Annotated in this window: 30 protein-coding genes and 1 tRNA gene; 17 read left to right on the top strand and 14 right to left on the bottom strand. The window is 31.0% G+C overall.

Annotated features, from left to right (window positions below; translation table 11 throughout):
• From ACJBCC_RS16645 to ACJBCC_RS16625, 5 genes are all read left to right on the top strand, one after another.
• On the top strand, positions 1 to 630 hold a 630-nt coding region (locus ACJBCC_RS16645; RefSeq protein ID WP_407557844.1), incomplete at its 5' end, for a pentapeptide repeat-containing protein.
• 35 nt (positions 631 to 665) lie between these two features.
• Positions 666 to 1,301, top strand: a complete 636-nt coding sequence (locus ACJBCC_RS16640) for an MOSC domain-containing protein (RefSeq protein WP_407557843.1) — start codon at positions 666 to 668, stop codon at positions 1,299 to 1,301.
• Between the two features lie 23 nt (positions 1,302 to 1,324).
• Positions 1,325 to 2,122 carry a class I SAM-dependent methyltransferase gene (locus ACJBCC_RS16635; RefSeq protein ID WP_407557842.1) on the top strand — a complete coding sequence of 266 codons (798 nt, stop codon included), beginning with the start codon at positions 1,325 to 1,327 and terminating at the stop codon, positions 2,120 to 2,122.
• A 39-nt stretch (positions 2,123 to 2,161) separates the two neighbouring features.
• The gene (gene rlmF / locus ACJBCC_RS16630; protein ID WP_407557841.1) at positions 2,162 to 3,118 is read left to right on the top strand and encodes a 23S rRNA (adenine(1618)-N(6))-methyltransferase RlmF; all 957 of its coding nucleotides are present in this window, start codon (positions 2,162 to 2,164) and stop codon (positions 3,116 to 3,118) included.
• 113 nt (positions 3,119 to 3,231) lie between these two features.
• Positions 3,232 to 4,467, top strand: coding sequence for a DEAD/DEAH box helicase (locus ACJBCC_RS16625; RefSeq protein WP_407557846.1), 1,236 nt, complete (start codon positions 3,232 to 3,234; stop codon positions 4,465 to 4,467).
• A 269-nt stretch (positions 4,468 to 4,736) separates the two neighbouring features.
• On the opposite strand, the gene ACJBCC_RS16620 is transcribed toward ACJBCC_RS16625, so the two are convergent.
• The 3 genes from ACJBCC_RS16620 to ACJBCC_RS16610 are packed head-to-tail and all read right to left on the bottom strand — an operon-like array spanning position 4,737 to position 6,955.
• The gene (locus ACJBCC_RS16620; RefSeq protein ID WP_407557840.1) at positions 4,737 to 5,918 is read right to left on the bottom strand and encodes a hypothetical protein; all 1,182 of its coding nucleotides are present in this window, start codon (positions 5,916 to 5,918) and stop codon (positions 4,737 to 4,739) included.
• Positions 5,902 to 6,423: a hypothetical protein gene (locus ACJBCC_RS16615; protein ID WP_299103296.1), complete on the bottom strand. Its 522-nt coding sequence runs from the start codon at positions 6,421 to 6,423 to the stop codon at positions 5,902 to 5,904. Before ACJBCC_RS16615 ends, ACJBCC_RS16620 begins: the two co-directional genes overlap by 17 nt.
• Positions 6,407 to 6,955, bottom strand: a complete 549-nt coding sequence (locus ACJBCC_RS16610) for an RNA polymerase sigma factor (RefSeq protein WP_407557839.1) — start codon at positions 6,953 to 6,955, stop codon at positions 6,407 to 6,409. Before ACJBCC_RS16610 ends, ACJBCC_RS16615 begins: the two co-directional genes overlap by 17 nt.
• A gap of 128 nt (positions 6,956 to 7,083) precedes the next feature.
• Here ACJBCC_RS16610 and ACJBCC_RS16605 point away from each other — a divergent pair, with 128 nt between their 5' ends.
• Positions 7,084 to 8,418, top strand: a complete 1,335-nt coding sequence (locus tag ACJBCC_RS16605) for a hypothetical protein (RefSeq protein WP_407557838.1) — start codon at positions 7,084 to 7,086, stop codon at positions 8,416 to 8,418.
• Here the strand turns inward: ACJBCC_RS16605 and ACJBCC_RS16600 are convergent.
• Together ACJBCC_RS16600 and ACJBCC_RS16595 are read right to left on the bottom strand one after the other, a co-directional pair.
• Positions 8,415 to 8,819, bottom strand: coding sequence for a hypothetical protein (locus ACJBCC_RS16600; protein WP_407557837.1), 405 nt, complete (start codon positions 8,817 to 8,819; stop codon positions 8,415 to 8,417). The genes ACJBCC_RS16605 and ACJBCC_RS16600 overlap by 4 nt on opposite strands.
• Complete coding sequence (locus ACJBCC_RS16595) at positions 8,806 to 9,390, bottom strand: RNA polymerase sigma factor (RefSeq protein ID WP_299103288.1); 585 nt, start codon at positions 9,388 to 9,390, stop codon at positions 8,806 to 8,808. Before ACJBCC_RS16595 ends, ACJBCC_RS16600 begins: the two co-directional genes overlap by 14 nt.
• 145 nt (positions 9,391 to 9,535) lie before the next feature.
• Between ACJBCC_RS16595 and ACJBCC_RS16590 the strand changes: the two genes are divergently transcribed.
• The 4 genes from ACJBCC_RS16590 (at position 9,536) to ACJBCC_RS16575 (ending at position 12,477) form a co-directional block, all read left to right on the top strand.
• On the top strand, positions 9,536 to 9,880 hold the full coding sequence (locus tag ACJBCC_RS16590; protein ID WP_407557836.1) for a DUF6249 domain-containing protein: 345 nt from the start codon (positions 9,536 to 9,538) through the stop codon (positions 9,878 to 9,880).
• A gap of 94 nt (positions 9,881 to 9,974) precedes the next feature.
• Complete coding sequence (locus ACJBCC_RS16585; RefSeq protein WP_407557835.1) at positions 9,975 to 10,952, top strand: hypothetical protein; 978 nt, start codon at positions 9,975 to 9,977, stop codon at positions 10,950 to 10,952.
• Positions 10,945 to 11,301 (top strand): MauE/DoxX family redox-associated membrane protein, encoded by a 357-nt coding sequence (locus ACJBCC_RS16580; RefSeq protein ID WP_407557834.1) that lies wholly within the window; start codon positions 10,945 to 10,947, stop codon positions 11,299 to 11,301. The genes ACJBCC_RS16585 and ACJBCC_RS16580 overlap by 8 nt, the downstream gene beginning before the upstream one ends.
• Before the next feature lie 6 nt (positions 11,302 to 11,307).
• On the top strand, positions 11,308 to 12,477 hold the full coding sequence (locus tag ACJBCC_RS16575) for a nitrate/nitrite transporter (RefSeq protein ID WP_407557833.1): 1,170 nt from the start codon (positions 11,308 to 11,310) through the stop codon (positions 12,475 to 12,477).
• A 1-nt stretch (position 12,478) separates the two neighbouring features.
• Here ACJBCC_RS16575 and ACJBCC_RS16570 read toward each other — a convergent pair whose 3' ends face one another.
• On the bottom strand, positions 12,479 to 13,159 hold the full coding sequence (locus tag ACJBCC_RS16570) for a M15 family metallopeptidase (protein WP_407557832.1): 681 nt from the start codon (positions 13,157 to 13,159) through the stop codon (positions 12,479 to 12,481).
• Positions 13,160 to 13,660: 501 nt separating this feature from the next.
• Here ACJBCC_RS16570 and ACJBCC_RS16565 point away from each other — a divergent pair.
• The 7 genes from ACJBCC_RS16565 (at position 13,661) to ACJBCC_RS16535 (ending at position 19,186) form a co-directional block, all read left to right on the top strand.
• Positions 13,661 to 14,590 carry an alpha/beta hydrolase gene (locus ACJBCC_RS16565; protein WP_407557831.1) on the top strand — a complete coding sequence of 310 codons (930 nt, stop codon included), beginning with the start codon at positions 13,661 to 13,663 and terminating at the stop codon, positions 14,588 to 14,590.
• A gap of 351 nt (positions 14,591 to 14,941) precedes the next feature.
• Complete coding sequence (locus ACJBCC_RS16560) at positions 14,942 to 15,802, top strand: SPFH domain-containing protein (protein ID WP_299103274.1); 861 nt, start codon at positions 14,942 to 14,944, stop codon at positions 15,800 to 15,802.
• A gap of 3 nt (positions 15,803 to 15,805) precedes the next feature.
• Positions 15,806 to 15,964 (top strand): DUF4177 domain-containing protein, encoded by a 159-nt coding sequence (locus tag ACJBCC_RS16555; RefSeq protein WP_407557830.1) that lies wholly within the window; start codon positions 15,806 to 15,808, stop codon positions 15,962 to 15,964.
• The gene (locus ACJBCC_RS16550) at positions 15,964 to 16,464 is read left to right on the top strand and encodes a hypothetical protein (protein WP_407557829.1); all 501 of its coding nucleotides are present in this window, start codon (positions 15,964 to 15,966) and stop codon (positions 16,462 to 16,464) included. Before ACJBCC_RS16555 ends, ACJBCC_RS16550 begins: the two co-directional genes overlap by 1 nt.
• A 5-nt stretch (positions 16,465 to 16,469) precedes the next feature.
• The gene (locus tag ACJBCC_RS16545; protein WP_299103268.1) at positions 16,470 to 16,649 is read left to right on the top strand and encodes an Arc family DNA-binding protein; all 180 of its coding nucleotides are present in this window, start codon (positions 16,470 to 16,472) and stop codon (positions 16,647 to 16,649) included.
• 560 nt (positions 16,650 to 17,209) lie between these two features.
• On the top strand, positions 17,210 to 18,424 hold the full coding sequence (locus ACJBCC_RS16540) for a DUF819 domain-containing protein (RefSeq protein WP_407557845.1): 1,215 nt from the start codon (positions 17,210 to 17,212) through the stop codon (positions 18,422 to 18,424).
• A 51-nt stretch (positions 18,425 to 18,475) separates the two neighbouring features.
• Positions 18,476 to 19,186 carry a DUF4369 domain-containing protein gene (locus ACJBCC_RS16535; RefSeq protein WP_299103266.1) on the top strand — a complete coding sequence of 237 codons (711 nt, stop codon included), beginning with the start codon at positions 18,476 to 18,478 and terminating at the stop codon, positions 19,184 to 19,186.
• A gap of 74 nt (positions 19,187 to 19,260) precedes the next feature.
• Here the strand turns inward: ACJBCC_RS16535 and ACJBCC_RS16530 are convergent.
• The 8 genes from ACJBCC_RS16530 to ACJBCC_RS16495 all read right to left on the bottom strand — a co-directional run.
• Positions 19,261 to 19,334: transfer RNA gene (locus ACJBCC_RS16530), tRNA-Thr, on the bottom strand.
• 49 nt (positions 19,335 to 19,383) lie between these two features.
• Entirely contained in the window at positions 19,384 to 19,653 is a 270-nt protein-coding gene (locus ACJBCC_RS16525; RefSeq protein WP_407557828.1) for a hypothetical protein, read from the bottom strand.
• An 82-nt stretch (positions 19,654 to 19,735) separates the two neighbouring features.
• Positions 19,736 to 20,707: a type I phosphomannose isomerase catalytic subunit gene (locus ACJBCC_RS16520; RefSeq protein ID WP_407557827.1), complete on the bottom strand. Its 972-nt coding sequence runs from the start codon at positions 20,705 to 20,707 to the stop codon at positions 19,736 to 19,738.
• Positions 20,708 to 20,711: 4 nt separating this feature from the next.
• Positions 20,712 to 21,122, bottom strand: coding sequence for a 6-pyruvoyl trahydropterin synthase family protein (locus tag ACJBCC_RS16515; protein WP_407557826.1), 411 nt, complete (start codon positions 21,120 to 21,122; stop codon positions 20,712 to 20,714).
• Positions 21,122 to 21,646, bottom strand: coding sequence for an isopentenyl-diphosphate Delta-isomerase (gene idi / locus ACJBCC_RS16510; RefSeq protein WP_299103258.1), 525 nt, complete (start codon positions 21,644 to 21,646; stop codon positions 21,122 to 21,124). Before idi ends, ACJBCC_RS16515 begins: the two co-directional genes overlap by 1 nt.
• Before the next feature lie 104 nt (positions 21,647 to 21,750).
• Positions 21,751 to 23,745, bottom strand: coding sequence for an OmpA family protein (locus ACJBCC_RS16505; protein ID WP_407557825.1), 1,995 nt, complete (start codon positions 23,743 to 23,745; stop codon positions 21,751 to 21,753).
• Positions 23,746 to 23,755: 10 nt separating this feature from the next.
• Positions 23,756 to 24,682, bottom strand: a complete 927-nt coding sequence (locus ACJBCC_RS16500; protein WP_299103255.1) for a type IX secretion system membrane protein PorP/SprF — start codon at positions 24,680 to 24,682, stop codon at positions 23,756 to 23,758.
• Between the two features lie 28 nt (positions 24,683 to 24,710).
• On the bottom strand, positions 24,711 to 26,728 hold a 2,018-nt coding region (locus ACJBCC_RS16495; RefSeq protein WP_407557824.1), incomplete at its 5' end, for a gliding motility-associated C-terminal domain-containing protein.

Genomic DNA, 26,728 nt, shown 5'->3' with positions numbered 1-26,728 from the left:
ATTAGTACTATTAAGAAAGTTCTATTGGCAATACCTTTTCTAATTTTAACAATAGTGGTTTTTACTATATTCTTGATGATGTTTGAAAAATGGAAAACTTCAAATAAATCAATTCAATTCATAACGAAAGCATTCAAAGTTGCGTTTATTAAAAACCAGTTTCAATTAGAAAATAATTTAGATTTGATATTACCATTATTAAATATTCAAACTTTCCCACACATCCCAATAGAAAATTTTATTTTCAGTGATAGGACTTTTAAAAAATGTAACTTTTACCGATTAAAAAATGTTCAATTTAAATCATGTATCTTTAATACACCCGTATTAAAAGATTGTCATTTAAACAACGTGGTATTTGAAGATACAACCTTTACACCAATGATATATGTAAATTGTAGATTTACCCTTGTCGATTTTATAGATTGCAAATTTCAAGTTTCTGATAATAAATCAAATAAAAAACTTCTGAATGTTAAAGAGAAAAATGATAATATTATTTATTTTAAGGATTGTGAATTCGATATACATTCATTAAATAATATTAAAGAATACATAAAAGTTCACAATTATGTTATTGGTAAAGAAATCTCTGGATCACAAAAATTTATAGAAATGATTTTGTCATAATAATATTTATTCAAATAAGAGTTTTTATTACAATAATGAAAGTTATTTCTACAAATATTGCACAACCATTTACCTTCTTATGGAATGGTAATGAAGTGACCACTGGTATATACAAAAAACCCACAGACAGCCCAATTTTTATTGGTAAAGAGCAGGTACATGGTGATGAAGTTTCAGATAAAAAAGTACATGGTGGAGAGTTTAAAGCATGTTACTTATTTTCTAAAAATCAGTATCCATATTGGCAAAATCTATATCCAAATTTAGATTGGAGCTATGGTATGCTTGGTGAAAATTTAACCATTAGTCATCTCAATGAAAGTGAACTCATTATTGGAGACATTTATAAATTAGGCGAAGCTTTAGTTCAAATTACACAACCAAGAGAACCTTGTTTTAAATTTGCACACAAATTCGGAACCAACGATGTTTTAAAGCAATTTATTGATCATGGTTATTCTGGTACATATGTGAGAGTTTTAGAAGAGGGTTTTGTTAAAAATGGAGATGATTTCAAATTAATAGAACACATACAGGGAAGTATTTCAATTTTCGATTTTTTTAAGTTATTATACACTCGAGATAAAAATAAGGATCATATAAAGTTAATTGAAAATAATGATGCCTTACCGCTTCAGAAAAGACAGCGCTTGCAAAATTTCTTAACATAACATAATAATCAACCATTTAAAAAATGTCAGTTAAATACAATAAAATAGGTGCAAATTATAACGAAACGCGTAAAGCAGACTTGCACTTAACACAGCAATTTATAAAGCATCTTAATCCAAATAAAGATGGTCTATATTTAGACATTGGTTGTGGCACTGGTAATTATACAGACGCGCTTCAAAAAAAAGGGTTTCAATTTATTGGTATTGATCCTTCCATTGAAATGCTACAAATAGCACAAGCTCGAAACAAAGCTATAAACTGGAAAATTGGATCTGCTGAAATTACAGGATTATCAAATCAAAGTGTAGATGGTATAGTGGCAACCTTAACTATTCATCATTGGGCCAACTTAACGCGTGCATTTTCAGAATTAGAATACATTTTAAAACCTGAAGGTAAAATAGTAATTTTCACATCTACACCTCAACAAATGAGTGGTTATTGGCTCAATCATTATTTTCCTAAAATGCTTGAAGATTCAATGTTACAAATGCCAAGTTTAGAGATTGTGAAAGAAGCACTTACCAGGTCTGGATTAAGCATAACAAATACAGAAAACTATAGTATAAAACCCGATTTAGAAGATCAATTTTTGTATTGTGGAAAGCAAAATCCAGAATTGTATTTTGATGAGCAGATTAGACATGGTATTTCATCGTTTAGTGCTTTAGCAAATATTAAGGAAGTAGAAAACGGACTCATTTCATTAAGGCATGATATTGATTCTGGAAAAATTAATGAAATCATTGACTCTTATAAAAACGAATTGGGTGACTATTTATATATCATTGCCCAAAAAGAATCAGATAAAGCTTAGTTGATTTATCTTACCTTTGGTCCTAAAATAAGCAACATAGTGCAAAAGAAAAAAACACATCCTAAAGTAAAAACTGAACTTCATCCTAGAAGTAAACATAGAGAACGCTATAATTTTAAAAAACTTATTAAAAGTTCGCCAGAATTAGCTGCCTATGTTGCACCTAATAAATATGGAGACGAATCAATCGATTTTTTTAATCCAGCGGCTGTAAAAGCATTGAATAAAGCGTTATTAATTCATCATTATAAATTACAATATTGGGATATTCCTCAGCATTACCTATGTCCTCCAATTCCTGGACGAGCAGATTACATTCATAATATTGCAGATCTTTTACAAGGAAATCAGCCTGAAATACCTCAAGGAATCCATATTAAAGGATTAGATATTGGTGTTGGTGCCAATTGTATTTATCCTATTATCGGTAACCATGAATACGGTTGGTCTTTTATTGGCAGTGATACTGACGAAAATGCCATTACCTCTGCAAAAGATATTGAACAAAAAAATCGTAGATTAAAATCGACCTTAGAGATTAGACGACAAGAAAAATCTAACGACTTCTTCTACAATATTTTAAAACCTGAAGAAAAAGTAGATTTTACGATGTGTAATCCGCCTTTTCATGCGTCTTTAGATGATGCTCAAAAAGCAAGTCTAAAAAAATTAAAAAACCTAAAAGGAAAACGACCAAGCAAGGCCCTTTTAAATTTTGGAGGCCAGCAAAATGAACTTTGGACTAAAGGAGGTGAAGCACGTTTTGTAAAAGATATGATTTACGAAAGCAAACATTTTGGCAAACAATGCTTTTGGTTCACTAGTTTAATTTCTAAAGAAGCAACCTTAAAGCCAACTTACAAGATATTACAAAAAGTAGATGCTACTGATGTTAAAACTATAGAAATGGGACAAGGTAATAAGATTAGTCGCTTTGTTGCTTGGACATTTTTAACAAAAAAAGAACAAAAGGATTGGATTGCTGAACGTTGGTAAAATTAATATTCTAATTTTGTCATTCCGCACTTAATGCAGAATAGACTTTAATCTATACGTTAAAATTGATTCTTGCCTACGAAGGTATTCCAGATAACACAAATACAAAACATATGTCATTTAAAGACTTACATCTCATAAAACCTTTATTAAAAGCCATTGACGCTTCTGGTTACGTAGAGCCTACTCTAGTGCAACAACGCGCTATTCCCTTGGTTTTAGACAAAAAAGATGTTATAGTTTCTGCGCAAACAGGTACAGGAAAAACAGCTGCTTTTGCATTACCAATTTTACAGCAGTTGTTTGATAAACAAGATGCTCCAAAAAAGGGTAAAAAAATTAGAGCTCTGATTGTGAGTCCTACAAGAGAATTGGCTGTTCAGATTCAGCAAAACTTTAAAACGTATGCTCAGTTTACTAACCTAAGATCTTTAGTCGTTTTTGGTGGTGCTTCAATTGAACCGCAAATTGACGTTTTAAAAAAAGGCGTAGATATTTTAGTAGCAACTCCTGGTCGACTACTCGATTTACACAAACAAGATTATATTAACCTAGATTATATTGAAACCTTTGTTTTAGATGAAGCAGATTTAATGCTGGCTATGGGTTTTATAGATGATGTAAAGAAAATTGATCGTCTTTGTCCAGAAGAAAAGCAAACCTTATTATTCTCAGCAACTATTCCTTATAAAATTGAAGAATTAGCGAATACGATTCTTAAAAACCCTGAGCGAATAGACGTCACTCCCACGCGATCTGTAGCAAAAGATGTAAGCCAAGTATTGTATTATGTACCTAAACGCAACAAAATTGAATTGTGCTTGCACCTAATGCGTAATACTATAAAAGGTAATGTTTTAATATTTAGACGCACCAAATTTGGCGTCAACAAACTAGAACAAACATTGCTTAAAAATGGTTATACAGTGGACAGTATTCATGGCGACAAAGCGCAAAGCGAGCGCCAAACAGCTTTAAACAAATTTAAAAATGGCTACGTAAAAGTATTAATTGCAACAGATGTTGCAGCACGAGGTATTGATATTAACGAACTCGATAATGTATTTAATTTTGATATGCCAAACGTACCAGAAACCTATGTTCATAGGATAGGGCGAACAGGACGTGCCGGGAATTTGGGTACAGCATATGCTATGTGCTCCGCAGATGAGAAAAGTTACGTAAAAACCATACAGAATGCTATAAACGTACAAATACCTGTTGAAACTGAACATCCTTATCCTTTAGACCCAAAAGCGAAACCTATTGTACACAAAAAACAAGGGAGTAAGTATAAAAAAGGTCGTAAAAGTGAAGCTTCAAAAAAGAAGAAAAAGCGTTGGTATTAATAATTAGATGGTTAGATTAATTAGATTTTTAGAATAAAAAAAAGCACTTAGAATATCTGAGTGCTTTTTCTTTAGATAACATTAAATGAAAGACGTTGTCTTCACTACCATTTATTTGTGATTATAAATCCACTGATTTATCAATCTGAACTTGTTTCAGATACTCAATAAAATGTACTGAATTATCAATTTAGATTCTGAAACGAGTTCAGAATGACAGGTTTTATGATGACACAATTACCGTTAATCTGTATTTTATTTAAGAAAAATTACTCATTAATTTCAATCAGGTCTTTTCCGTATCTGATAATACCATTAATGGAGTTAATCTTAATATTGTTTACATTTTTCCCATAGCTATCTTCATTTTTTAGCTGAAACATTATACCATCTGTTCGCGGATTAGCATTACTAAGATCAAATACTTTATTATCTGTAAAGTGTTTTGTGTGACTTCCATATGTTGTGAGGTTAAAATTCAGATCTTCTGGAAAGAATAGATTAATTTCTGAGTATTCAGTATTCATATCTAGAATTTGGAAATCTTTAGAAAAATTATGGAGTGTAAATTTACTATTGAAATCCACAACCTCAACTTTACTTCCAACTTCGCCAATTTCAACCTTTGTAAATTCAGAATTTATTAATGAATTACTAACTCTTCCGATCGTTAATTCTCTCGTGTTTGCGAAACTATAATTACCTGCTGTGATTTCTTCAACATTGAAATAACCATTATCCACGTCAAAAACATTTAAAACATTACCAATACTTTTAAATTTCAATCTCGAATTTCTAGAATTCATTGTGGTTTTATTTAAAAACTCATCTGTAAAAAAAAGATTAGCGTTACCAAGTGTCATCCTAACTTGGATATGTTCTGGAATAAAGATTATCATTTTTGATATTTGCATCTTATCATTCTTTTTCCATTTCTGTACTCTTGGCTTAATTTTAATAGTACCTAAAAGATCTTTTAAAGTTGAGCGTTCAGCTAAACTGATTTGAGTTAAAACAGAATCAATTGATTTTCTAATTATAGGCTTAATTGTAGTCGTTGTATCTTTCATTTTTGCCAATCGACCAATTAATACTTGCTCCATTTGATACTCTCTGTAGTATCTTGAATTGCGGCTTTTTGAGGTAAAAGTTATTTTGTTATTCTCTTTTTTCCCCGAAACGGTATGACTCTTTAAACTCGATTCCACAAATTTCTTTTTATAGTTTTTAAAAGCCTTTGTATATTTTATATGGACTTTGCTATCATTGGATTTTTTAATTATCGCTGCAGTATTACTTAAATCTAAAACTAAAGTGGTATTTGCATCTGTTGTAAAACTTTCGTCATAAATGATATGAGTTTCATCCATTTTCGCTTCTAATGAGTTTTGAGCAATAATAGGTGCTGACGTGATGAGCGTCAGTGCCAATATTTTAAAAAGTGTTTTCATGTTGTTCGTTTTTTTGATTTAATATTTTGATGTGTTTTTGTATGTCCTTTAATATTTGAAGTCGCGTTTGAAGGTTGTCCACCAAAGCCTCTATAACTAAAATATTATTACTGTCGTTTTTAAATTGCTTTGAAATTTCTTTATAATCCATATCTAACTCATCAAGCTTTTTTCTAAAACGTGTTACCAATTTTTCATCTTCAGTGAGCGCTATGAAACTTTGCCATTCGGTTTCTATATTTGCCAAATATTCTGCTTCTACAGCTTCTATTTGTGCAATTATTGGCTCAGGATCATCTTTATCAATGTCTGTATTAAAAACACTAAAACCAATAGTTAATGCAATGAGTAATATTGCCGCTACACTTAACCAACCGTATGGCTTTCGTTTTGGTTTAGACTGCTTTTTCAGTTGCGTCAAAAACTCAGCTCTATGATTATTAGGAAGCTGTTTTACCTCCTGTTCTTCTTCGTTATTAAATAATTCTCTAATATCTCGCTTCATCGTATTTTACTTTTAACAAGTCTTGTAGTTTAAGTTTCCCTCGTCTAAGATGTGTTCTTGATGTTTTTATAGGAATATCAAGAATCTCTGAAATCTCTTCATGGTCATAACCTTCTAACAGGTATAATTTCACTACTATTTTATGCTTTTCGTTGAGTTGCTCAATGGCAGTTAATATCTCTTGTTTTGAAATTGAACTATCAAATTGCCAATCCTCTTCGTTTGTTATTCTTAATTCTGAAACCTCAACAGCATCAAATTGCAATTGATTTTTCTTTAGAACATCTAAACATTGATTGATAATTATCCGTTTTAGCCAAGCGCCAAAAGTAGCTTCCGGTTGAAAGCTTTCTATATTGGTAAATGCTTTTAAAAAACCTTCTTGCATCGCGTCTTTAGCGTCTTCATCATTATTGAGATATCTACAAGCGATAATAAACATTGCTTGTGCATAAGTGTCATAAACTTGCATTTGTGCAACTTCAATTCCCTTTTTACATAGCTTAATTAGTTTAGTCTCTGTTTGATGCATTGTGTTGATTAGCGGTTTCTATTTTTAAAAACGATAGAATTTATAAAAGGTTTCAAAATATTAATAAAAAGATTGATTTTAACTGAATATGTTTAATTTTAAACTGAATATCAATCAACAACCTTATAATGAGTCAAGATTATAACAAACCAGCGTTTAAAAAACTCCTCGAAAAATTACAAGAAGAAAGCTGGCAACTAGAATTACTGATTTCGGGTTTTGCCATTTTTGGTTTAGTTAGTGCTTATGACCCTTTAAGCATAGCTTCTATAGAAGCAGAAAATAATGGTGTTTTACATGAATTTATTATTGCAATTGTTGGCTTATATTCGTGTGTTATTTTGCTTTTCAATTTACTATTACATGTTTTACTTAGAGGTTTGTGGATTGGAGCTCTAGGTTTACGCTATGTCTCTGGAGATATTGATTACAGTGAATTAAACTACAGTGAAAAATTTACAAAATACTTAAAGAAAAGAGTTGGTTCTTTTGATAGATACATTGCGCGTCTTGAGAATTACTGTAGTATAATTTTCGCTGTTTCTTTTTTATTAATCTTTTATGTACTTGCACTTACCTTTACCATATTAACTATAGTATTAACTGCTGAGTATGTTATAAGTAATGAAAACCTTCCTGGTTGGCTCAGCAAAGCATTAGGAATTCCTTTAATGATTTTTATTGTTTTTGGTATGTTTTTAACCTTCTTTGACTTTATAACCCAAGGCTGGTTAAAAAAGAAAAAGTGGATTTCTCAACTATATTTTCCTTTTTATTGGTTGTTTAGTTTTATAACGTTATCCTTTTTATATAGACCAATTGTATATAATTTTCTAGATAATAAATTTGGTAAACGATTGAGTTTAATTCTATTTCCAATTTTTCTACTAATTATAATGTTGTCGTCATTAAATAATAATTTCTCTAACTATTTTAACGAAAGAAGTAGAGCTACAAGCTATATAACTAGTGACAATAATTATTTAGATTCTATAGATGAAAATGCAGAACTATTTGTAAAGGATGCTGCAATACAATCTAAAATTATTACCAATAATTATATAAATATATTCATTAAATTATCTGAATCTATTGAGGACAATATCTTTAATTTTAACAAAGGATTAAAACCAGATAAAGATTCGAGAGGTATAACCTCTGATGTTGTTGTTGGTTATAATAACGGAAAAAATGATTGGGGAAACAATAGAAAGCGATTAGATAGTATTAAGCAAGATTATGTAAAAACCTTTAATGAATTGTATGACATTAAAATAGATTCATTAGCGTTTAAATCTGATTTTGTCGTTAATAAAAATAAGTTAGGTTTTGAAACCTATATACCAACGAAAAATCTAACACCTGGAAAACATATTTTGCATGTAAATTATAAAACGTTAAAAGAAAAAGATACATTAAACAAAAGATTGAAATCAATACTCTTTTGGTATTATCCAGACTAAAACGTTATTCTTTTCTGAAAATAAAACTTCAGTATTGGTACTTGAATACTAACCATCACAGCCAAAAACACAACCGCATACATAAATGTTGATGAAAACTCAAAAGATATGTTTTCAAACAAATTAAAAGTAATTTCTGATAATTCTAAACGGTCTGTCCAGCTTGCAGTTGTTTCGGCATTTCCCAACATAACATAACCAATTAAGGCCATAAAACTACCTAGAATAATAAACCAAACTGGTTTTGAAATTAATGGTTTATAAACAGTTGTATCAGATTTAGAAATAGCTTCAACCTGAGACATAACATTAGTTGTAAAATCTAAAGAGGGTTGTTCTAAAACATCTTCAGACATTATTTTATCTATAAATTCCTCTATTTTTTTATTATCCTCTTTCATGTTTCAATCTGTTTTCTGGTTTCAAATATTGCTCTAATATAACTGCCAATTTCTTTCGTGCCCTAAAGAGCTTCACTTTTATAGTATTTGCTTCAATATTTATAATCCTCGATATTTCATCTAAGGATAATTCTTCAAAATAAAATAGCGTTAATAATGCACTGCTATCTTCTGGCAACATATTAACACACTTTTTAATTAAAGCATGTTTTTCTTCTTTAATTAAGTTATCTAATGCATTATCTATAGTATCTAATTTATTAAAGGTAAATTCATCAATAGGAACATCATTTATATGCTTTTTATTCTTTTTTATACGGTCTAAACAAGTGTTGTAGGTCACTCTATAAATCCAAGTAGAAAATTTAGAATCGCCTTTAAAATTATCTAATGACTTAAACACTTTTACAAATGTATCTTGCGCTACTTCTTCTGCCTCTTCTCTATGCTTTAACATCCTTAAAGCTAAGGTAAATACTAAATCCTTATAGCGATTTACAAGTTGTGCATACGCTTTAGTGTTGCCATTATTAATAGCATTAATTAGTATTTGGTCGTCGTTGGTGGTCATTATATTAGTATAGACGACAAAACATTATTTAAGGTTACACTTATATAAATATTTATTTTTTTTTACAAAAAGTGTAACCTAAGATTAAATGTTATCGTCATAAGCTATGTAACAATTAAATTTAATCAATTAAAAATCAAACATTATGAATGAAGAAATATTAATCCCTTTAAGTTTATTCTTATCTATTTTCGGAATTGTATATCTATACTTTTCCACCCGAAACAAAGAACGTTTAGCACTTATAGAAAAAGGTGCAGATGCCAGTATTTTTAACATAGGTAAACGATCAAGCTCTTCTTGGAAAGTTGTAGTACTAAATTTAGCTTTTCTATTAATGGGAATTGGATTGGGTGTATTTATTGCGAATATTTTAGACACCTATACAGGTTTAGGTGATGCCGTTTACCCATCTTTAATATTCTTTATGGCAGGCGTTGGCTTGTATGTAGGTTTTACACAAACTAAAAAACATGTAGGTAACGAGTAACTCTTGTAATTTTTATAATTTAAAAACGTCTCATAATTGAGGCGTTTTTTTATGCCTATAAATGATGTATCTTTAAAATCTATAAAACTTAAGCATGTACAAAATTCTATTTACGCTTCTATGTATTGGGCAATTATCTTTTGCACAAATCACTATAAAAGATAGTATTTCTCAATATCCTGTAAGCTACGCAACCATCTCTTTTGGTAATGGGAACGGCATTTTTGCAGATGATGAAGGTGTATTTATTTTTACTGAAAAATTATATCCAGATATTGATTCACTATTTATATCTGCAATAGGATTTAAAGATTTAAATGTTGCTACAAAAAATCTTCCTGAAGTATTAATAATGAAAGCACAATCGCATCAATTAGATGAAGTAATGCTTAACTTTAAAAAAGACAGAAAATTTAAGGAGGAAAAACTAAAACCGTCATTAGATGATGATTATTATAACTGTTGGTTACCAACCATAGAATCTGAAATCGCTGTTTATTTTCCAAAATCTACAACTAAAGATCAAAATCTAAAAACCGTTTTTTTTCCTATTGCATTAGAATCTAAAGATTGGGAAAAACGAAACAAAAAAAACAGTGAGAAAAAGAAATTTTCAACCCTATTTAAGGTGCAATTTTACGATAATAACAATGGTGTTCCTGGCGACGTACTCACTTATGAAACTATAGTATTTAGAGCTACTGAAAAAGATGGAGATGCCTATGAACTTAATGTAGATGATTATAATATACGTGTACCTGATAATGGTTTTTTTGTATCACTACAAGTTTTAGGCTACACGAATAAAGCGGGAAAACTATTACCAAATAAAAAATACAAAGAGATTGAATCTAAAAACGGCAAAATAGTTAAAATACCTACCAATTTTAGACCATTACTTCCTTTTACTAATGAGGTTGAAGGCAAAAACACCTATATAAAACGTGTATTTATCAATGGAAACAATTGGGTTAATTTTGATAAAGGCAACCAATTTAAGTCTAGTTTATTAGATAAAAATTTATTCAATTACGGTATTGGTATTACCTACAAAACATACAAAGATGAATGAGCCATTAGGTCTTTATGTTATGGCTGTTATGTATTGTATTGCTGGAATTATGCATTTTATAAAGCCAAAAGCGTACATGCGTATAATGCCTAACTATTTACCTAAGCATAAAACTCTTGTTTATCTGAGTGGTTTAGCAGAAATACTGTTAGCTATAGGACTTTGTCTTCCTACTTTAAAGACTATTTCTATTTATGGTATTATTGCCATGTTGGCTGTATTTTTATTGGTACATTTTTATATGTTATCGAGTAAAAAGGCATCTGCAGGATTTCCAAAATGGCTATTATTATTTCGTTTACCATTACAATTTGTATTGATGTATTGGGCTTGGACATATATAAACTAATCGCTATTGAAAACCACAACGTCTAAAAAGATATTACCTATTATTATTTTCTCGCAATTTTGCTGTACTTCTTTGTGGTTTGCAGGTAACTCAATTATAGATGATTTAATTGTGTTTTTTCAATTAAGACCTGAATCCTTAGGCTACATCAGCTCTTCGGTTCAGTTTGGTTTTATAGTTGGTACTTTTATTTTTGCCATTTTTACGCTTGGTGACCGCTTTTCTCCGTCACGAATTTTCTTCATTTGTTCAGTGTTCGCTGCCATCTTTAATATTGGTGTATTATACGAAAACAACACTATGACAACATTACTTTTATTTCGGTTTTTAACTGGCTTTAGTTTAGCTGGTATTTACCCAATAGGTATGAAAATTGCTGCAGATCATTTTGAAAAAGGACTAGGAAAATCACTAAGTTTTTTAATTGCTGCTCTGGTTTTAGGAACCGCATTTCCGTATTTAATTAAATCGTTTAATCTAGATTTAAAATGGGAATTGGTTATTTGGGTCACATCTTCCTTAGCTCTATTAGGAGGCGTTTTAATTTTTGCATTAGTACCAGATGGTCCTTATCAAAAATTAGTTCAAAAATTTGAAATGTCTAAAATTCTAAAGGTATTTAAGGATGAATCTTTTAAATCTGCAGCCTTTGGCTACTTTGGTCATATGTGGGAACTTTATGCCTTTTGGACTTTTGTACCTGTTTTGCTAATCACACATTCGCAATTACATCATGTGACATTAAACATTTCTTTGTTTTCGTTTATTGTTATCGCTTCGGGCGCAGTATCATGTATTATTGGCGGTTTTCTATCCAAGACTTATGGTATAAAAAAAACAGCTTTTTTTTCGCTTAGTATTTCTGGCATGTGTTGCCTACTCTCGCCATTACTTTTTATGGTAAACTCTAGTTTTATTTTTATAGTATTTCTTGTAATTTGGGGAATGGCAGTTATTGCAGATTCTCCATTATTCTCTACAATGGTTGCTCAAAATTGTGATGCTAATGCAAAAGGTACTGCACTTACCATAGTTAATTCTATTGGTTTTGCTATAACCATTATTAGTATTCAGCTGCTCAACGTTTTATTAGCAAATACAAACTACACACCTTACGCTTTTATGGTATTAGCTCTTGGTCCCTTTATTGGTTTAATTTACTTGAAGAGGTCTTAAATTATTCAATCTCAAAATCAAAATACGTTTTTGGAAAAGGTTCCCAACGCAATGTAAAATGCCACCACTCTTTTGGGTAGTTTCTAAAATTGTGTTTTAACATCACAGTCTTTAAAAGCTGCCTATTTTTACGTTGTTCCTCTGTTAAACCTTCATGCGCAACCCAAGATTCTTCGCCAAAAAAATCAAAAGGACTTCCCATATCGAGAGGCTCGCCTGTTTCACCATCTGAAATGGTCAAATCTAAAGTACTGCCTCTACTATGCCCAGATCGTGAAGCGATGTAACCAGATTTAAACAAGTTTCGTTTATTGACTTCAGGATAAAACTGTTGCTTTTTTAATGTATCATTCAAATCTTTTGCCCATCGAATAAAATGATTAACAGCGCGCTGTGGTCTATAACCATCATAAACCGTTAGACATAGATTTTGATTTTGTAACTCTTCTTGCACCAATTTTAACTTCTCAGCAGCAGCTTTGGTTAGAATTAATCGATTTGCTTTATAGCCATCAATGGAGTCGCCAACAAAATTGTTTTCAGAAAAATACCGCAATTCCACATTTAAATCCGGAATCACAGTTTCTACATAAACAAAACCTTCTGGTAAAGATTGTTTTAGATTGAAACCTAATGTGATTAACAAAAGACTTCCAATAAAAAAGAGTGTTTTATAATTCATATCGATTACTAAATTAATCAAAAAACAGATGCTGTAATTAAATTATATACGCAAACCTTCTATTTAGGATTATAATCAGGTATAATTATTAGGAAAGAAAGAGAAATGAAGTTGATAACCTCATAAAAACAAAAAACCGAGATCCCTCAATCTCGGTTTTAGTTTTATTTGCTTTTTTACTATGCTGGTAGATTTAGGGTCTCTAATTATACACAACATAAAACAAATATTAATTAATTAATCCATTGAACTAAAAACTAAATTTCTAGTACATGTCAAATATATAACTCATTTTGAAATCACACGTCAAAAAACACATTTAATCGTTGAAATACACATAATTTTAACATTACAAGACGAAATAATGCTTTTTACCGATTAAATACCAATTTTATATTGTGTTTATTTCACGATAAAATCATAAAATTAGATAAATTTCGTTGCTAATATTGAGATTCAATTCTAATTAATATAACTTTATACAACTTAAATAAAATACAAATGAAAGCTTATATTATCATTATCTTATTTTTAGTGTCTTCAGTTGGTTTTGGTCAAGACAACTTCTTTTCAGAAGAAGAACTTACAATAACCAAACATATAGATGGGACATTACTAGAACCTCTTGTAGATTCAAAACAAATAAATCTTGCTATTATTATTGCAGGCTCTGGTCCTACTAACAGAAATGGAAATCAAAATTTTCTAAAAAATAATTCCTTAAAAAAATTAGCAGAAAGTCTATCTAATAATAGTATTGCCACATTTAGGTATGATAAGCGTATTGTAAAACAAATTTTAAAAAATGATGTAGACAATGATATTATGTTTGATGATTTTGTCAATGATGCCTCTGATGTCATAGACTATTTTAAAGCTAAAGGAAAATACAATAAAATATATATCATAGGTCATAGCCAAGGGAGTTTAGTTGGTATGCTAGCTGCAAAAGATAAAGCAGACGGTTTTATTTCACTTGCAGGTGCAGGTAACAATATAGGAGACGTACTTGTAGAACAGGTCACAAAAATGGCACCAAAGTTAGGTGTTGAAACACAGCGTATTGTAGACACTTTAAAAACAGGAAAAACAACTACGGATTACCCCAATGAACTAGCATCATTATTTGGGCCAAATATTCAGAAATTTATGATGAACTGGATGTCTTACAACCCAACTGAGGTTATAAAAACATTAGACATGCCAATTTTAATTGTAAATGGTACTAAAGATCTTCAGGTATCAGAAGACGAAGCGCAATTATTAAAAAAGGCGAATGATGAAGCACAATTAGAAATAATTGATAACATGAACCATGTGCTATTTGAAATTGAAGGTGATGATTTAGAAAATTCAAAATCTTATAACGAATCGTTCAGACCATTATCACCTCAACTTATAAAATCTCTTACAGATTTCATTCAGTCTTAAACCATCCAAAATTATATAATATTTAAAAGCATCTAGTTATATACATGCTTTTTTTTGTTCCAAAACTTTCTAAAATGAAAAAGCATCCCAACCACGAGATGCTTTTTTCTAACTAACCAACCAAATGTAATGAGACTACTCTGTAGTAGTGTTACCTCTCGATAACTAAAGTAATTTTCATTACGTTTAGTATATTACAAATGCTGTGCCAAAGTTTAAATTATTTATTTTTTAATAAAACTGTAACATTTAAATCTATTTGCACACTAACATTATAAGTTATATCTTTATGATATTATTTTAATATCATAATAAATTATAATATTTATTAACTAATTAAACTTATAAATTATGACAGAAGAAAAAATCATCGTTCCGGCAAATGGCTATTTAATGCTATTCTTATTTTTAATATTATTTATTGGAAGCATTGCCCTAATACCAATCACTAAAACAGGTTGGTCAATATTTGGTATTGTTGCTGCATTAGTACTCGCTTTTGGTTTTTTAATGGTACAACCAAATGGATCGAGAGTTTTACTCCTATTTGGTAAATATGTAGGTACTGTGAAAAAGAATGGTTTCTATTGGGTAAACCCATTCTATTCTAAAAAGAAGATTTCTTTAAGAGCTAGTAATTTTGATAGTGAACGCTTAAAGGTAAATGACAAATTAGGAAATCCTGTAATGATTAGCACTATCCTAGTTTGGCGAGTACATAATACGTACAAAGCAGCTTTTGAAGTCGATAATTACGAAAACTTTGTACGCGTACAGACTGATGCTGCTGTACGTAAACTAGCAAGTATGTATCCTTATGATAACTTTGCAGATGAAGGCTTAGACGAAGATATTACACTTCGTTCTAGTGTAAATGAAGTGAGTACTGCCTTAGAAAAAGAAATAGACGAACGTTTATCTATTGCAGGTATTGAAGTGCTAGAAGCAAGAATTGGTTACTTAGCTTATGCAAATGAAATTGCAAGTGCTATGCTAAAACGTCAACAAGCAACAGCAATCGTAGCTGCAAGACATAAAATTGTAGAAGGTGCTGTGAGTATGGTAGAGATGGCAATTGAAGAACTGAATAAAAAACAAGTTGTAGATTTAGATGAAGAACGAAAAGCTGCTATGGTAAGTAATCTTATGGTTGTACTTTGTGGCGATAAGGACGCTTCACCAGTTTTAAATACAGGAACCTTAAATCATTAAAATATGAAAGAGTATAAAGTAATTCAACCAAAATTAGGTTTTAAAAACAGAATTCAAAAATATGGAGACCTTTTAAATCAATATGCAAGAGAAGGTTGGGAAGTGAAACATATAGGACATAATTCGCCTTTAGTTATATTTGAACGCGATAAAAACAGATAATGAAAATTTTCAACGAAGAGCAACGCTTTAATCAAACCTGGTTAATTATTCTAATACTAATTGGCACTTTGATTCCTTTAGGAATTATGGCAAAAGAATATACAACCAATCCGAGTAGTTTCTCTACATCAGATATCATAGTGTTTACTAGTGTTATTTTAGTATCGGCAAGTATCATTTTTATCTTTAAATTAGATACTAGAATTGATGACGATGGTATTCATTATAAATTCTTTCCATTTCATTGGAGTTTTAAAGTTATTCGGTGGAATGAGATAGAAAAAGTTTATGTGAGAACCTACAGTGCAATAAGCGAATATGGTGGTTGGGGATTGAGAGGTAGCTCACTTTGGAAATCATCTAAAGGTAAAGCCATAAATGTCTCTGGAGATATTGGCATACAATTAGAATTAATAAATGGAAGAAAACTTTTAATTGGTACTCAAAAAAGAACTGAAGCCATTAGTGTGCTAAAAACCTATAAAGAAAAATTAAAATAATTATAATGTCTAAAAAGAAAGCCTTTGCGTTACGAATGAATGAAGACATGCTGAAAGCAATTGAAAAATGGGCTTCAGACGAGTTCCGTAGCACCAATGGCCAAATAGAATGGATGCTAATGCAATATCTAAAAGAAAACAATAGACAACCTAAACCAAAGGATAAACCCAATGAAAAAAAGTGATCGGAAACGGTCACTTTTTTAGTTTTTAATTTTTGTATTTTGCGATTAATAAACGCCAAAATATGAAATCCCTTATAAAAACTTTATTACTACTTTCTGTAATCCTCTTTAGCATTAATATTTCGTTTGCTCAAACCCTTACTTTTGAAAAACCGAGTTCGAGCCATTCAGATGTATTTACAATTCCTGTAAAAATAGATTCTATAAGTTTCAATTCTTTTAAAATTGATTTAACTATAACCGATGATCTTGCTGATATTGTTCAATTTATTCCAAATAAAAAACTAGCAAAAGGTACTTTTAATTACAACGTAAATGACAAAGTGCATTCTATAGAATATGTTGGTTATTCTAATCTTACTTATGAGAAAAAGTCGGCATTATTTGATATTGTTTTAAAAACAGAAGGACGCTTTAAGGATGTAGAACTCCTAAATATAGCATCGAGCAGTTTTTTATTAGATCGAAATTTAATTCCACTTAAAAAGAAAAAAATTGAAAAGGCAACAGCCAATCAGTGGGTTTTATTTAAAAACGATGCTATTGTTTTTGGTTTATTAATGATTGCCTTAGGTTTGGTGTTTTTTACTGAATCTAAGAAAACCGGATTTTGGCCTAAGTTTTACAAAATAGTTCCTGGTTTATTAATGTGTTATTTAATTCCAGCTATATTTAATTCCTTAGGTTTAATTTCAGATAAAATCTCCGAAAGTTACTTTATTGCGAGTCGCTATTTATTGCCAGCATCATTGGTGCTATTAACATTAAGTATAGACTTAAAAGCAATTTTTAATTTAGGCTGGAAGGCATTGGTAATGTTTTTTACAGGTACAATAGGTATTGTAATTGGAGGACCAATTGCTATACTCCTTATCTCTTCATTTTCTCCAGAAACAGTTGGAGGCGTAGGTTTTGATGCCACATGGAGAGGATTAGCTACATTAGCAGGAAGTTGGATTGGTGGAGGAGCCAACCAAGCTGCTATGTTAGAGATTTATGAATTTAATCAAGAACTTTATGGTGGAATGGTATTAGTTGATATCGTTGTTGCTAATATTTGGATGGCCATAATCCTTCTTGGAATTGGAAAACGAAAGAAAATAGATAAATGGTTTAAAGCAGATAATACAGCCATCGATGCCTTACAGAATAAAGTACAAGCATTTAGTGATAAAATTACTAGAAACCCATCACTCACAGATATTATTGTAATATTGGCTTTTGCATTTGGTGCTGTTGGTATTGCGCATTTTGGTGCAGATCATATTTCCGTTTACTTAAAAGATAATTTTGAAGCTGTAAGTAATCCCAAAAGCGCGTTGTCGTCATTTGGTAGTGGTTTCTTTTGGCTTATTTCTATTGCAACTTTAATTGGTGTTTTATTATCATTTACAAAAGCTAAAAATTATGAAGGTGCAGGTGCGAGTAAAATAGGTAGTGTATTCATTTATATTTTGGTTGCTACTATCGGAATGAAAATGGACTTGGGCAAAATTTTTGAAAACCCTGGATTAATTTTAATTGGTTTAGTTTGGATGACAATACATGCTATTTTACTCATTTTAGTTGCTAAATTAATTAAAGCACCATTTTTCTTTTTAGCCGTAGGAAGCCAAGCTAATGTTGGTGGTGCTGCTTCTGCTCCTGTGGTGGCTGCTGCTTTTCATCCATCTTTAGCAACCGTTGGTGCTTTACTAGCTGTCTTTGGTTATGTAGTTGGTACTTATGGCGCAATTCTTTGTGCGGAACTTATGAAAATTGCAGCAGCAGGTTAGTTTTTTTAAAACAATTATAAGATATTTACGCACTTAATTATTTATCAAAATATGACAAAATTAAACAAAGCCTTAACGCTCATTATCTTAACAATTTTGGCCGTGTCTTGCGCTAAGGAGAGTGAGGCAACATTCACACTAAAAGGAAAAGTAAAAGGTTTAAAAAAGGGTATTGTCTATCTTCAAAAAGATGGCGATTCTACTATTATAAATTTAGATTCTGTGGTTATTAATGGACAATCAGAATTTAAGTTGCATACCGATTTAGAAGAACCAATTATTCTTTATTTAAAATTGTTTAAGAATGATGGTGAAGAGCATTTTATACCATTTTTCGCTAACAAAGGGGTTACCGAAATCAATACAACTTTAAAGAATTTTAATTATGATTCTGAAATAAAAGGCTCTAAACAACAAGAGTTATTAGCGGAATATATAGAAGTGATGTCTAAATTTAACGATCAAAATTTAGATATGTTGGAGGCTCGTTTTTTGGCACAAAAAGAAAACGATAGTATAGCTGTTGACTCTTTAAATAGATTAGGAGACAACATGGTAAAGCGTAAATACGCATATACTATACAATATGCTATGAATCATAAAGACAATGAAATTGCACCTTACTTGGCTTTGTATGAAGCCAGGAATGCAAATCCTATTTTTATAGATTCAATTTATAATAGTTTAACACCAGAGATAAAGAATTCACTGTATGGTAAAAAGCTAAACGAAGCTATTGCTAATAGAACTACTACGGAATAGTATAAGTTTTTATTTTATTGTAATAAAACAAAAAATCCAATCATAATTTAATGATTGGATTTTTATTTTTTAAGAGCCGATGGAGGGACTCGAACCCACGACCTGCTGATTACAAATCAGCTGCTCTAGCCAGCTGAGCTACATCGGCAAAAAAGAGTTTGCAAATTTAAAATAGATATTCAAATTTGCAAAACAATTTATTTTAATTTATTAATTTTTTCAATAAGATTCTTCCCTTTTGATTCAAGGTCATTGTTTATTGCTTTAAAGTGCGCTTTCTTATCTTCTACATTTCTATCGTTTACACGAGTAATTAATTCATCAAAAGTAACAATAGCTTCATCTATAATAGCTTCACTCTCTTTGGTTGGTTTTGCAGTATTAGTTAATTCCCATACATATACTGCTTCAATAATATCACCTAAAACGTAATTTATATCTTTCTTTAAATCTCTTTTATTCGCCATAATATTTATTTTTTTATCGTTTACAAAAGTACTAATTCCTTTTAGTTATATAACTAAGTTAAATTTACTTTCTCAAGAAGTTTTACACGTAAACTTCTAGCAACTTACCGTAGTCTGTTTTTAATTTAAAATCTTTAATCTCAGCTGGCATAAGGAGTGACTCTCCTTTTTTAATAGTTTCTGTAAAATCTTCAGTGATTATTTCCACATTACCATCTACACACATATAGATAATAAATGAGTCAAACGTATTTTGCTTAATTACTTCGGTATTTAATTCTAATATATTTGTTGTAAAAAAAGGACATTGTACCATCTTATTAGATGTGTTCTTGTTTAAACTATAATCAACTTTAAAATCGTTTTTTAATTCAAATTTAAAAGCATCAATAGCTAAATCATTATGTAAGTCGCGCTCATTACCATCTTTATCTACTCTATCCCAATCATACACGCGGTATGTGACATCACTAGTTTGCTGAATTTCCGCCAACATAACTCCTGCGCCAATGGCATGTACTCTTCCAGCTTCAATAAAATAAGTATCGCCTTCGCTTACTTTATCAAAATTTAAAATTTTGGTAAGCGTTTTGTTTTTTAAGTGTTCTAGATAAGTTTCTTTATCCATGTCTCTGTTAAAACCTACAATTAGATTTGCATCTGTTTCGGCTTGCATTACATACCACATTTCTGTTTTACCAAAAGAATTATGTCTTAAACTTGCCAATTCATCATCTGGATGTAATTGTATACTTAAATCCTCTTTAGCATCTATGAATTTAATCAGTAACGGAAAATCAGCACCAAACCGATCCCAGTTTTTATTCCCTAACAAACTTGACGTATACTCATTAACTAAATCTTGAAGAGATTGCCCTTTTAAACTTCCATTAACAACAATAGAAACATCATCTGGTACTGTACTTATTTCCCAGCTTTCTCCTAAAGATTTAGAATTAGAATCTTTATTAAAATGTTTATGCAACTTTTCTCCACCCCAAATTTTATCTTTTAGAATAGGTTGAAATTTTAATGGGTATAGAGGATTTTTCATAGTGTTATTGGCCCGAATAGGTTACAAAGTTACGAGGTGTTTCATATAACGTTATTTCAAGATGAAATTTTGTATCTAATTTCTTCTTGATTTTGTCGTAAATGACAACTGCAATATTCTCTGCAGTTGGGTTTAAATCTTCAAATTCTGGTACTTCTACATTTAGATTCTTGTGATCAAAGGCATCTTCAACTTCAGATTTAATAATATCTTTTAAAATTTTCACATCAATAACATAACCTGTTTCAGGATCTATTTCTCCCGTAACACTCGCAATTAATTCATAATTATGACCATGAAAGTTCGGATTATTACATAAGCCAAATACTGCTTGGTTTTTCTCAAAATTCCAATCTTTTCTATATAATCGATGTGCTGCGTTAAAATGTGCTTTTCTATGTACAGTAACCTTCATTATTTGTTTACGTTTATGAATTCATAAAACTTCTCGAAAATAATCTTAAACCACGCTGTATATACTTGTGGATTTTCAATCATATCTAACTTAACAGCATCTAATTTCATCCATTTCCATGCCATTACTTCCTCGTCATTAACTGAAGGTTCATCATTATAATAACCTACCATAACATGATCATATTCATGCTCAGTAAGACCGTTATCAAATGGTGCTTTATAGATAAACGATGTTTTCTCTTCTAAATTGGTAACAAATCCCATTTCTTCTTGCAAACGTCGTTTCCCTGCTTCTAAATTCGTTTCACCATTACGTTGATGACTACAACAGGTATTAGTCCATAACTCTGGAGAATGATATTTATGCGCTGCACGTTGTTGTAACATCAATTCATTTTTATCATTGAACACAAATACTGAAAACGCTCTGTGTAAAAGCGCTTTTTCATGCGCTTCCATTTTGGGCATTAAACCTATTTGGTTATCATTTTCATCTACTAAGATGACTTGTTCTTCTGTCATTCTGTAAAATTAACATCTTAATTATAAAAAAAAGTAAAGGATTTCATAAAAATAGCCGTTTAAATAATTAAACGGCTATTTTATTCTAGTAGATAAAGAAAAAATTAATCTTTATCCTCCTCTTTATCTTCACATGTTTGTCCATTTATACTAGTTATAATAAACTCACTACGTCTATTTAACTGGTGCTCTTCTTGAGAACAATTAGAATCATTAGTAGGTTCACATCCACAATCGTTAATTAAGCGAGATTCGCCATAACCTTTAGCCGTTAAACGTTCTGCGTCAATTCCCTTTTCAATTAGATATGCTCTTGTAGATTTTGCTCTTCTATCTGAAAGTTTTTCATTATAAGAAGCAGGTCCTCTACAATCTGTATGACTACGAATATCAATATGCATTGTTGGGTATTTATTTAATACCGCCAATACTTTTTGAATCTCAATTTCTGCATCATATCTAATATTAGATTTATCGAAATCAAAATAAATAATTGGGATATCTAATACTTTCGCTAAATCATCACAAGGTTCAATTTGCTGCTCATCTTTCTCAATCAATAACTCCATTTTCAACTCCTGATTTTTATTTGGAGTCGTAAATCGTTGTTCATCTGAGATGTATTTGTCTTTCTCAACTCTAATTAGATATTCTTTTTCTGGATCTACATCAAATTTAAAATAAGCATCATCTCCAACGATTTGGCGATCTATTTCATTTCCATCTTTATCTAATAGAATAACAGTAGAATTAGGCAATAATTCTTCGGTATTAACATCTTGAACAGTACCTTCTACTATAAGTTTTATCTCAGGAATTTCGAAAGTATAAATATCATCACTTCCCTTTCCTCCTTCTCTGTTAGAACTGAAATAAACACGTTTTGTTACTAAGTTTTCATAATACCCAAAATCATCCCATGGACTATTTACTGGTTCACCAACGTTTTCAATAGGAAAGTTACGATTAGAACCTCCCGTTACTTTTTGATCTGCACCTTTAGATACAAATACATCTAAACCACCTAAACCAGGAAAACCAGTTGAAGAATAATATAAATCTCCATTAGTATTTATAAAAGGAAACGATTCTTGACCTTCAGTATTAATAGAACTTCCTAAATTTTCAGGTTCTCCTAATGTGCCATCTTCATTAACATCTACTACAAAAATATCTGATTGGCCGAAAGTTCCTGGCATATCTGAAGCAAAATATAATTTTGTTCCTAGTAAATTTAATGCTGGATGCGCTACACTATAATCTAAACTATTGAAATGTATTTTATGGATATTATCCCAATTTCCGTCCTCTCCTAATGTAGCTCTATAAAGTTGCAACCTATTAATACCTACTGCATCTTCTTTATATCTTGATTTGAAATAATTATTACGAGTAAAAAACATATACTTTCCGTTTGGAGAGAATACCGCACTAGATTCATGAAACTTAGTATTTACATTTTCGCCTACACTTTTAACTTCGGCAAAAGTGCCATCTTCCATTTTTTCAACGGTGTAGAGATCTAAATACGGTTCTTCATTCCATCTGTATTTTCTTCCACCGCCTCGTGCTGAAGCAAATACAATTCCATTTTCGTACTCTGTTGTACCAAAATCAGATAATTCCGTATTGATTTCTAAATTTACAATTTCAATATCATCTCTACTCAATTCTTCAATCGCAGATTTATAATCTACCTTCGAAACAAAGGCTTTACCTCTTAAATCGTTAGGTTTTAATGTATTAAATTTCTCCATCCATTTATCAGAACCTTCATAATCTTTAATACCTTTTAAGGCTAAAGCATATCTAAAATAGTATTCTGGATCAATAACCTCATTGAGTTTCATTAATTCTCCATACCATTTAGAAGCTTCTTCCATTTTATTTTGGAAGTAAAATGAATTGGCCAACTTTTGAAATAAATCCGCAGACTTATAGCCATTATTTGCCACTTCCAACAAGACTTCACTTGTTTTTACATAAGCGAAATCTCTATAGTCATCTTTAACACTTTGTATCTTTCCATTTTGCCCAAATGCACTAGAAGAAATTACAATTACAAAAGTTAATAATATATATTTTGATACTGTTTTCATAGTCATATTTTTAGAAGAAACGTGGAGATAAAATTCTACCTAACCTTTTTACTTCAAATCTTAATGTTACTTCGTGTGTTCCACTATTATAATTATTTAAACCTGTTGATGTCATATCATAACTATAACCAATAAACATACCTGGAGTTACTTGGAAACCCGCTAAAGCACTTACTGAATCATCCCATCGCCATGCTAAGCCTAAAGTTAATTTCTTTTGAAACCAAAAATTTGCCGATAAATCTGCAATTACTGGTGCGCCTGAAACTCCTTTTAATAAAAATGCAGGTTTTAATTCAGTGGTTTCACTAATATTAAACACATAGCCACCAATAAGGTAAAAGTGCATACGTTCTGTTGCTACTGACTCTGTATAATCATCATAATGATCTGTAGTGATAAAATTAGGAACGGCTAAACCTAAGTACCACCTGCGTGTGTGCATATATAAACCAGCACCAATCATTGGAGAAATAAGATTTATATTATCTTCAAAGGTTGGATCTGTATTTCTAAAACGCCCTTTACTCCAATCCGTATCTAAGATATGTAAACCTCCTTTTACACCAAAAGATAGCTTTAAATCTTCTGCGTTTAACGGAATGGTATAAGACACGTTAGCATCAATAAAAGATTCCCTTGCTGGACCTAAAGCGTCATTTACTATATTTAATCCTAAACCAATTCGCTCATTTCTTAATGGCGAATGAATACTTAATGATTGTGTTTGTGGTGCTCCATCAATCCCAACCCATTGAGATCTGTGTAAACCTACAACACTCAAAGTTTCTCTTTGACCAGCATAAGCAGGATTCACGCTTAATGTATTATACATGTAATGGGTATACTGCGGATCTTGCTGTGCAAAACTAATAGTACTAATTAGTAAGAATACTAAAACTATTAATCCTTTTATTTGTGATGATTTATGTATCATTTTAAAATATATTATAATTAAGTACTAATTAGTTTTTTCTATTAATATATAGCCAACCTACTCTCGGATCTGAACCATCTCCTAAATCCAGCACATAATAATATGTACCTACTGGTAACTCATCAGATTGATTAATTACTGCTCTTCCGTTTGATATGCCTGTCCAATCATTTAAATAACCGTTTTTGCTATAAACGATATTACCCCATCTATTATAAACTTCTAACTTATTATCAGGGAAACGCTCAATGCAGTCAATCACAAATGTTTCATTTATACCATCACCATCTGGTGAGAACTCATTATAAATGGTTAAACATATTGGATTAACAGTTGCATCATCTTCATTATTACTTGGATTTTCATCTGTTCCACCAACTGCACTTTGTACATATGCCGTATTTAAGTAATCACCAAATCCTAGAACTTCCACTGTAATTTGAAGAATTCCTATTTCATCAGGATCTAATTGGTTTATAACCCATTCACCATTTACAACTGAATATGAGGCATCTGGTTCAAATGGTATGAAATCAATCAATGGTTCACCCGTATTTGGATCTAATGCAATTTCGTAACCACTTGGAATTTGCTCATCTATAACAATATTAGTAGCTGTTACATTTCCGATGTTTGCTACTTCAATTGTAAAGGTTACCAAATCACCAATTAATGGTCGCGTTTCATCAACAACCTTAGTTACTTCTAAATCAAAAATTGAATTTAGTATCACTACAGTAGGATCATCTGGTTCTCCGTCACCATTATCATCATTATTATTATTATCCGTAGGATCATCACTTGTATCGATGATATCATCAGAAGGATCATTTATATCACCACCTGGTTGCTCTCCTCTTACGGATGCTGTATTTGTTACAGTTCCTAAGTCAATATCTTCTTGAGTTATTAAATAAGTTGCTGTATACGTATCATTATCTATTTCGCCTGGAAGCAATTCTAAAATTGGTCCTCCTACTAAATTTAGATTAGGTAGGTTGTCTTCAACTACAATATTAGTTAAAGTTACGTTTCCTGTATTTTCAACAATGAATACATAATTAATAATATCATCTACACCACCAGCTATTCCATCACCATTAGTATCTTCTAAAGGCAATATTGTTTTAATTAAACTAATACTAGGTTCTGATGTTATAATAATCTCAGTTGGATCATCCTCTAAATTACCATCATCATCATTACCATCATCACTAGTATCAGATACTGTAGTATCGTCAGGACTATCACCACTTGCAACAACACTATTTTGGAAACCACCAACATCAATTACGTCTTGTTCAATACTGTATGTAGCAGTATAGGTAGCTGTTTCACCAACCAGTAATATACCTTCTACACTACCCATTGTTGAAGGACTTACAAAATTTGGCCCTGTAACGAAAGTTAATATGTTACCATCCAAATCTGTAAATGTATCAACAATAGCAACATTGTCTAAAGTGACATTACCTGTATTTGTTACCGTTATAGTATATGTAATTTCATCATCTAAACTTGCACCTGTTGGTAATACATCATTAGTAATTTCAAATGTTTTTACAACCTCAATACTTGGATCTGGTAATGGTGTTACCGTTGGATCATTTGTTGGATCACTATCTGTTGTTCCGTCGCCATCTGGTGTTTCTATCGCCTCGTCTCCTGCATCGGATACATCACTAACATCATCCGTACCACTTGGACTATCTCCAGTTGCACTTGCACTATTCTCAATATAACCAGCATCTATATCAGCTTGCGTAATCGTTTGCTCTGCTGTTACAGTGACACTGTCGCCTGGTGCCAAACTTGCTATTGGACTTCCAGTAATTGAACCTACATCTGCATTCGCATCTGTAATTTCTATGTTAGTAATGGTCACATTACCTGTGTTAGTTACAACGATATCATAAGTAATAACATTATCTAAGTATCCTATTGCGCCTTCAGACGAAATATTATTCACAGTTTTTGTTACAGTCAGTTCTGGATTATCATCTAAAATAGTTACCGTTGGATCATTCGTTGGATCATTATCATCTG

The sequence above is a fragment of the Winogradskyella sp. 4-2091 genome (assembly GCF_045765065.1).
Classification (GTDB): Bacteria; Bacteroidota; Bacteroidia; order Flavobacteriales; family Flavobacteriaceae; genus Winogradskyella.
Note: the sequence above shows the minus strand (reverse complement) of the source record. Positions and strands in the feature narration are given on the sequence as shown.

Coding starts and splice junctions, on each gene's coding strand:
- ACJBCC_RS16640 (WP_407557843.1), top strand. CDS start 666: ATGAAAGTTATTTCTACAAATATTGCACAACCATTTACCTTCTTATGG.
- ACJBCC_RS16635 (WP_407557842.1), top strand. CDS start 1,325: ATGTCAGTTAAATACAATAAAATAGGTGCAAATTATAACGAAACGCGT.
- ACJBCC_RS16625 (WP_407557846.1), top strand. CDS start 3,232: ATGTCATTTAAAGACTTACATCTCATAAAACCTTTATTAAAAGCCATT.
- ACJBCC_RS16620 (WP_407557840.1), bottom strand. CDS start 5,918: ATGAAAACACTTTTTAAAATATTGGCACTGACGCTCATCACGTCAGCA.
- ACJBCC_RS16615 (WP_299103296.1), bottom strand. CDS start 6,423: ATGAAGCGAGATATTAGAGAATTATTTAATAACGAAGAAGAACAGGAG.
- ACJBCC_RS16610 (WP_407557839.1), bottom strand. CDS start 6,955: ATGCATCAAACAGAGACTAAACTAATTAAGCTATGTAAAAAGGGAATT.
- ACJBCC_RS16605 (WP_407557838.1), top strand. CDS start 7,084: ATGAGTCAAGATTATAACAAACCAGCGTTTAAAAAACTCCTCGAAAAA.
- ACJBCC_RS16600 (WP_407557837.1), bottom strand. CDS start 8,819: ATGAAAGAGGATAATAAAAAAATAGAGGAATTTATAGATAAAATAATG.
- ACJBCC_RS16595 (WP_299103288.1), bottom strand. CDS start 9,390: ATGACCACCAACGACGACCAAATACTAATTAATGCTATTAATAATGGC.
- ACJBCC_RS16590 (WP_407557836.1), top strand. CDS start 9,536: ATGAATGAAGAAATATTAATCCCTTTAAGTTTATTCTTATCTATTTTC.
- ACJBCC_RS16585 (WP_407557835.1), top strand. CDS start 9,975: ATGTACAAAATTCTATTTACGCTTCTATGTATTGGGCAATTATCTTTT.
- ACJBCC_RS16580 (WP_407557834.1), top strand. CDS start 10,945: ATGAATGAGCCATTAGGTCTTTATGTTATGGCTGTTATGTATTGTATT.
- ACJBCC_RS16570 (WP_407557832.1), bottom strand. CDS start 13,159: ATGAATTATAAAACACTCTTTTTTATTGGAAGTCTTTTGTTAATCACA.
- ACJBCC_RS16565 (WP_407557831.1), top strand. CDS start 13,661: ATGAAAGCTTATATTATCATTATCTTATTTTTAGTGTCTTCAGTTGGT.
- ACJBCC_RS16560 (WP_299103274.1), top strand. CDS start 14,942: ATGACAGAAGAAAAAATCATCGTTCCGGCAAATGGCTATTTAATGCTA.
- ACJBCC_RS16555 (WP_407557830.1), top strand. CDS start 15,806: ATGAAAGAGTATAAAGTAATTCAACCAAAATTAGGTTTTAAAAACAGA.
- ACJBCC_RS16550 (WP_407557829.1), top strand. CDS start 15,964: ATGAAAATTTTCAACGAAGAGCAACGCTTTAATCAAACCTGGTTAATT.
- ACJBCC_RS16545 (WP_299103268.1), top strand. CDS start 16,470: ATGTCTAAAAAGAAAGCCTTTGCGTTACGAATGAATGAAGACATGCTG.
- ACJBCC_RS16540 (WP_407557845.1), top strand. CDS start 17,210: ATGATTGCCTTAGGTTTGGTGTTTTTTACTGAATCTAAGAAAACCGGA.
- ACJBCC_RS16535 (WP_299103266.1), top strand. CDS start 18,476: ATGACAAAATTAAACAAAGCCTTAACGCTCATTATCTTAACAATTTTG.
- ACJBCC_RS16525 (WP_407557828.1), bottom strand. CDS start 19,653: ATGGCGAATAAAAGAGATTTAAAGAAAGATATAAATTACGTTTTAGGT.
- ACJBCC_RS16520 (WP_407557827.1), bottom strand. CDS start 20,707: ATGAAAAATCCTCTATACCCATTAAAATTTCAACCTATTCTAAAAGAT.
- ACJBCC_RS16515 (WP_407557826.1), bottom strand. CDS start 21,122: ATGAAGGTTACTGTACATAGAAAAGCACATTTTAACGCAGCACATCGA.
- idi (WP_299103258.1), bottom strand. CDS start 21,646: ATGACAGAAGAACAAGTCATCTTAGTAGATGAAAATGATAACCAAATA.
- ACJBCC_RS16505 (WP_407557825.1), bottom strand. CDS start 23,745: ATGAAAACAGTATCAAAATATATATTATTAACTTTTGTAATTGTAATT.
- ACJBCC_RS16500 (WP_299103255.1), bottom strand. CDS start 24,682: ATGATACATAAATCATCACAAATAAAAGGATTAATAGTTTTAGTATTC.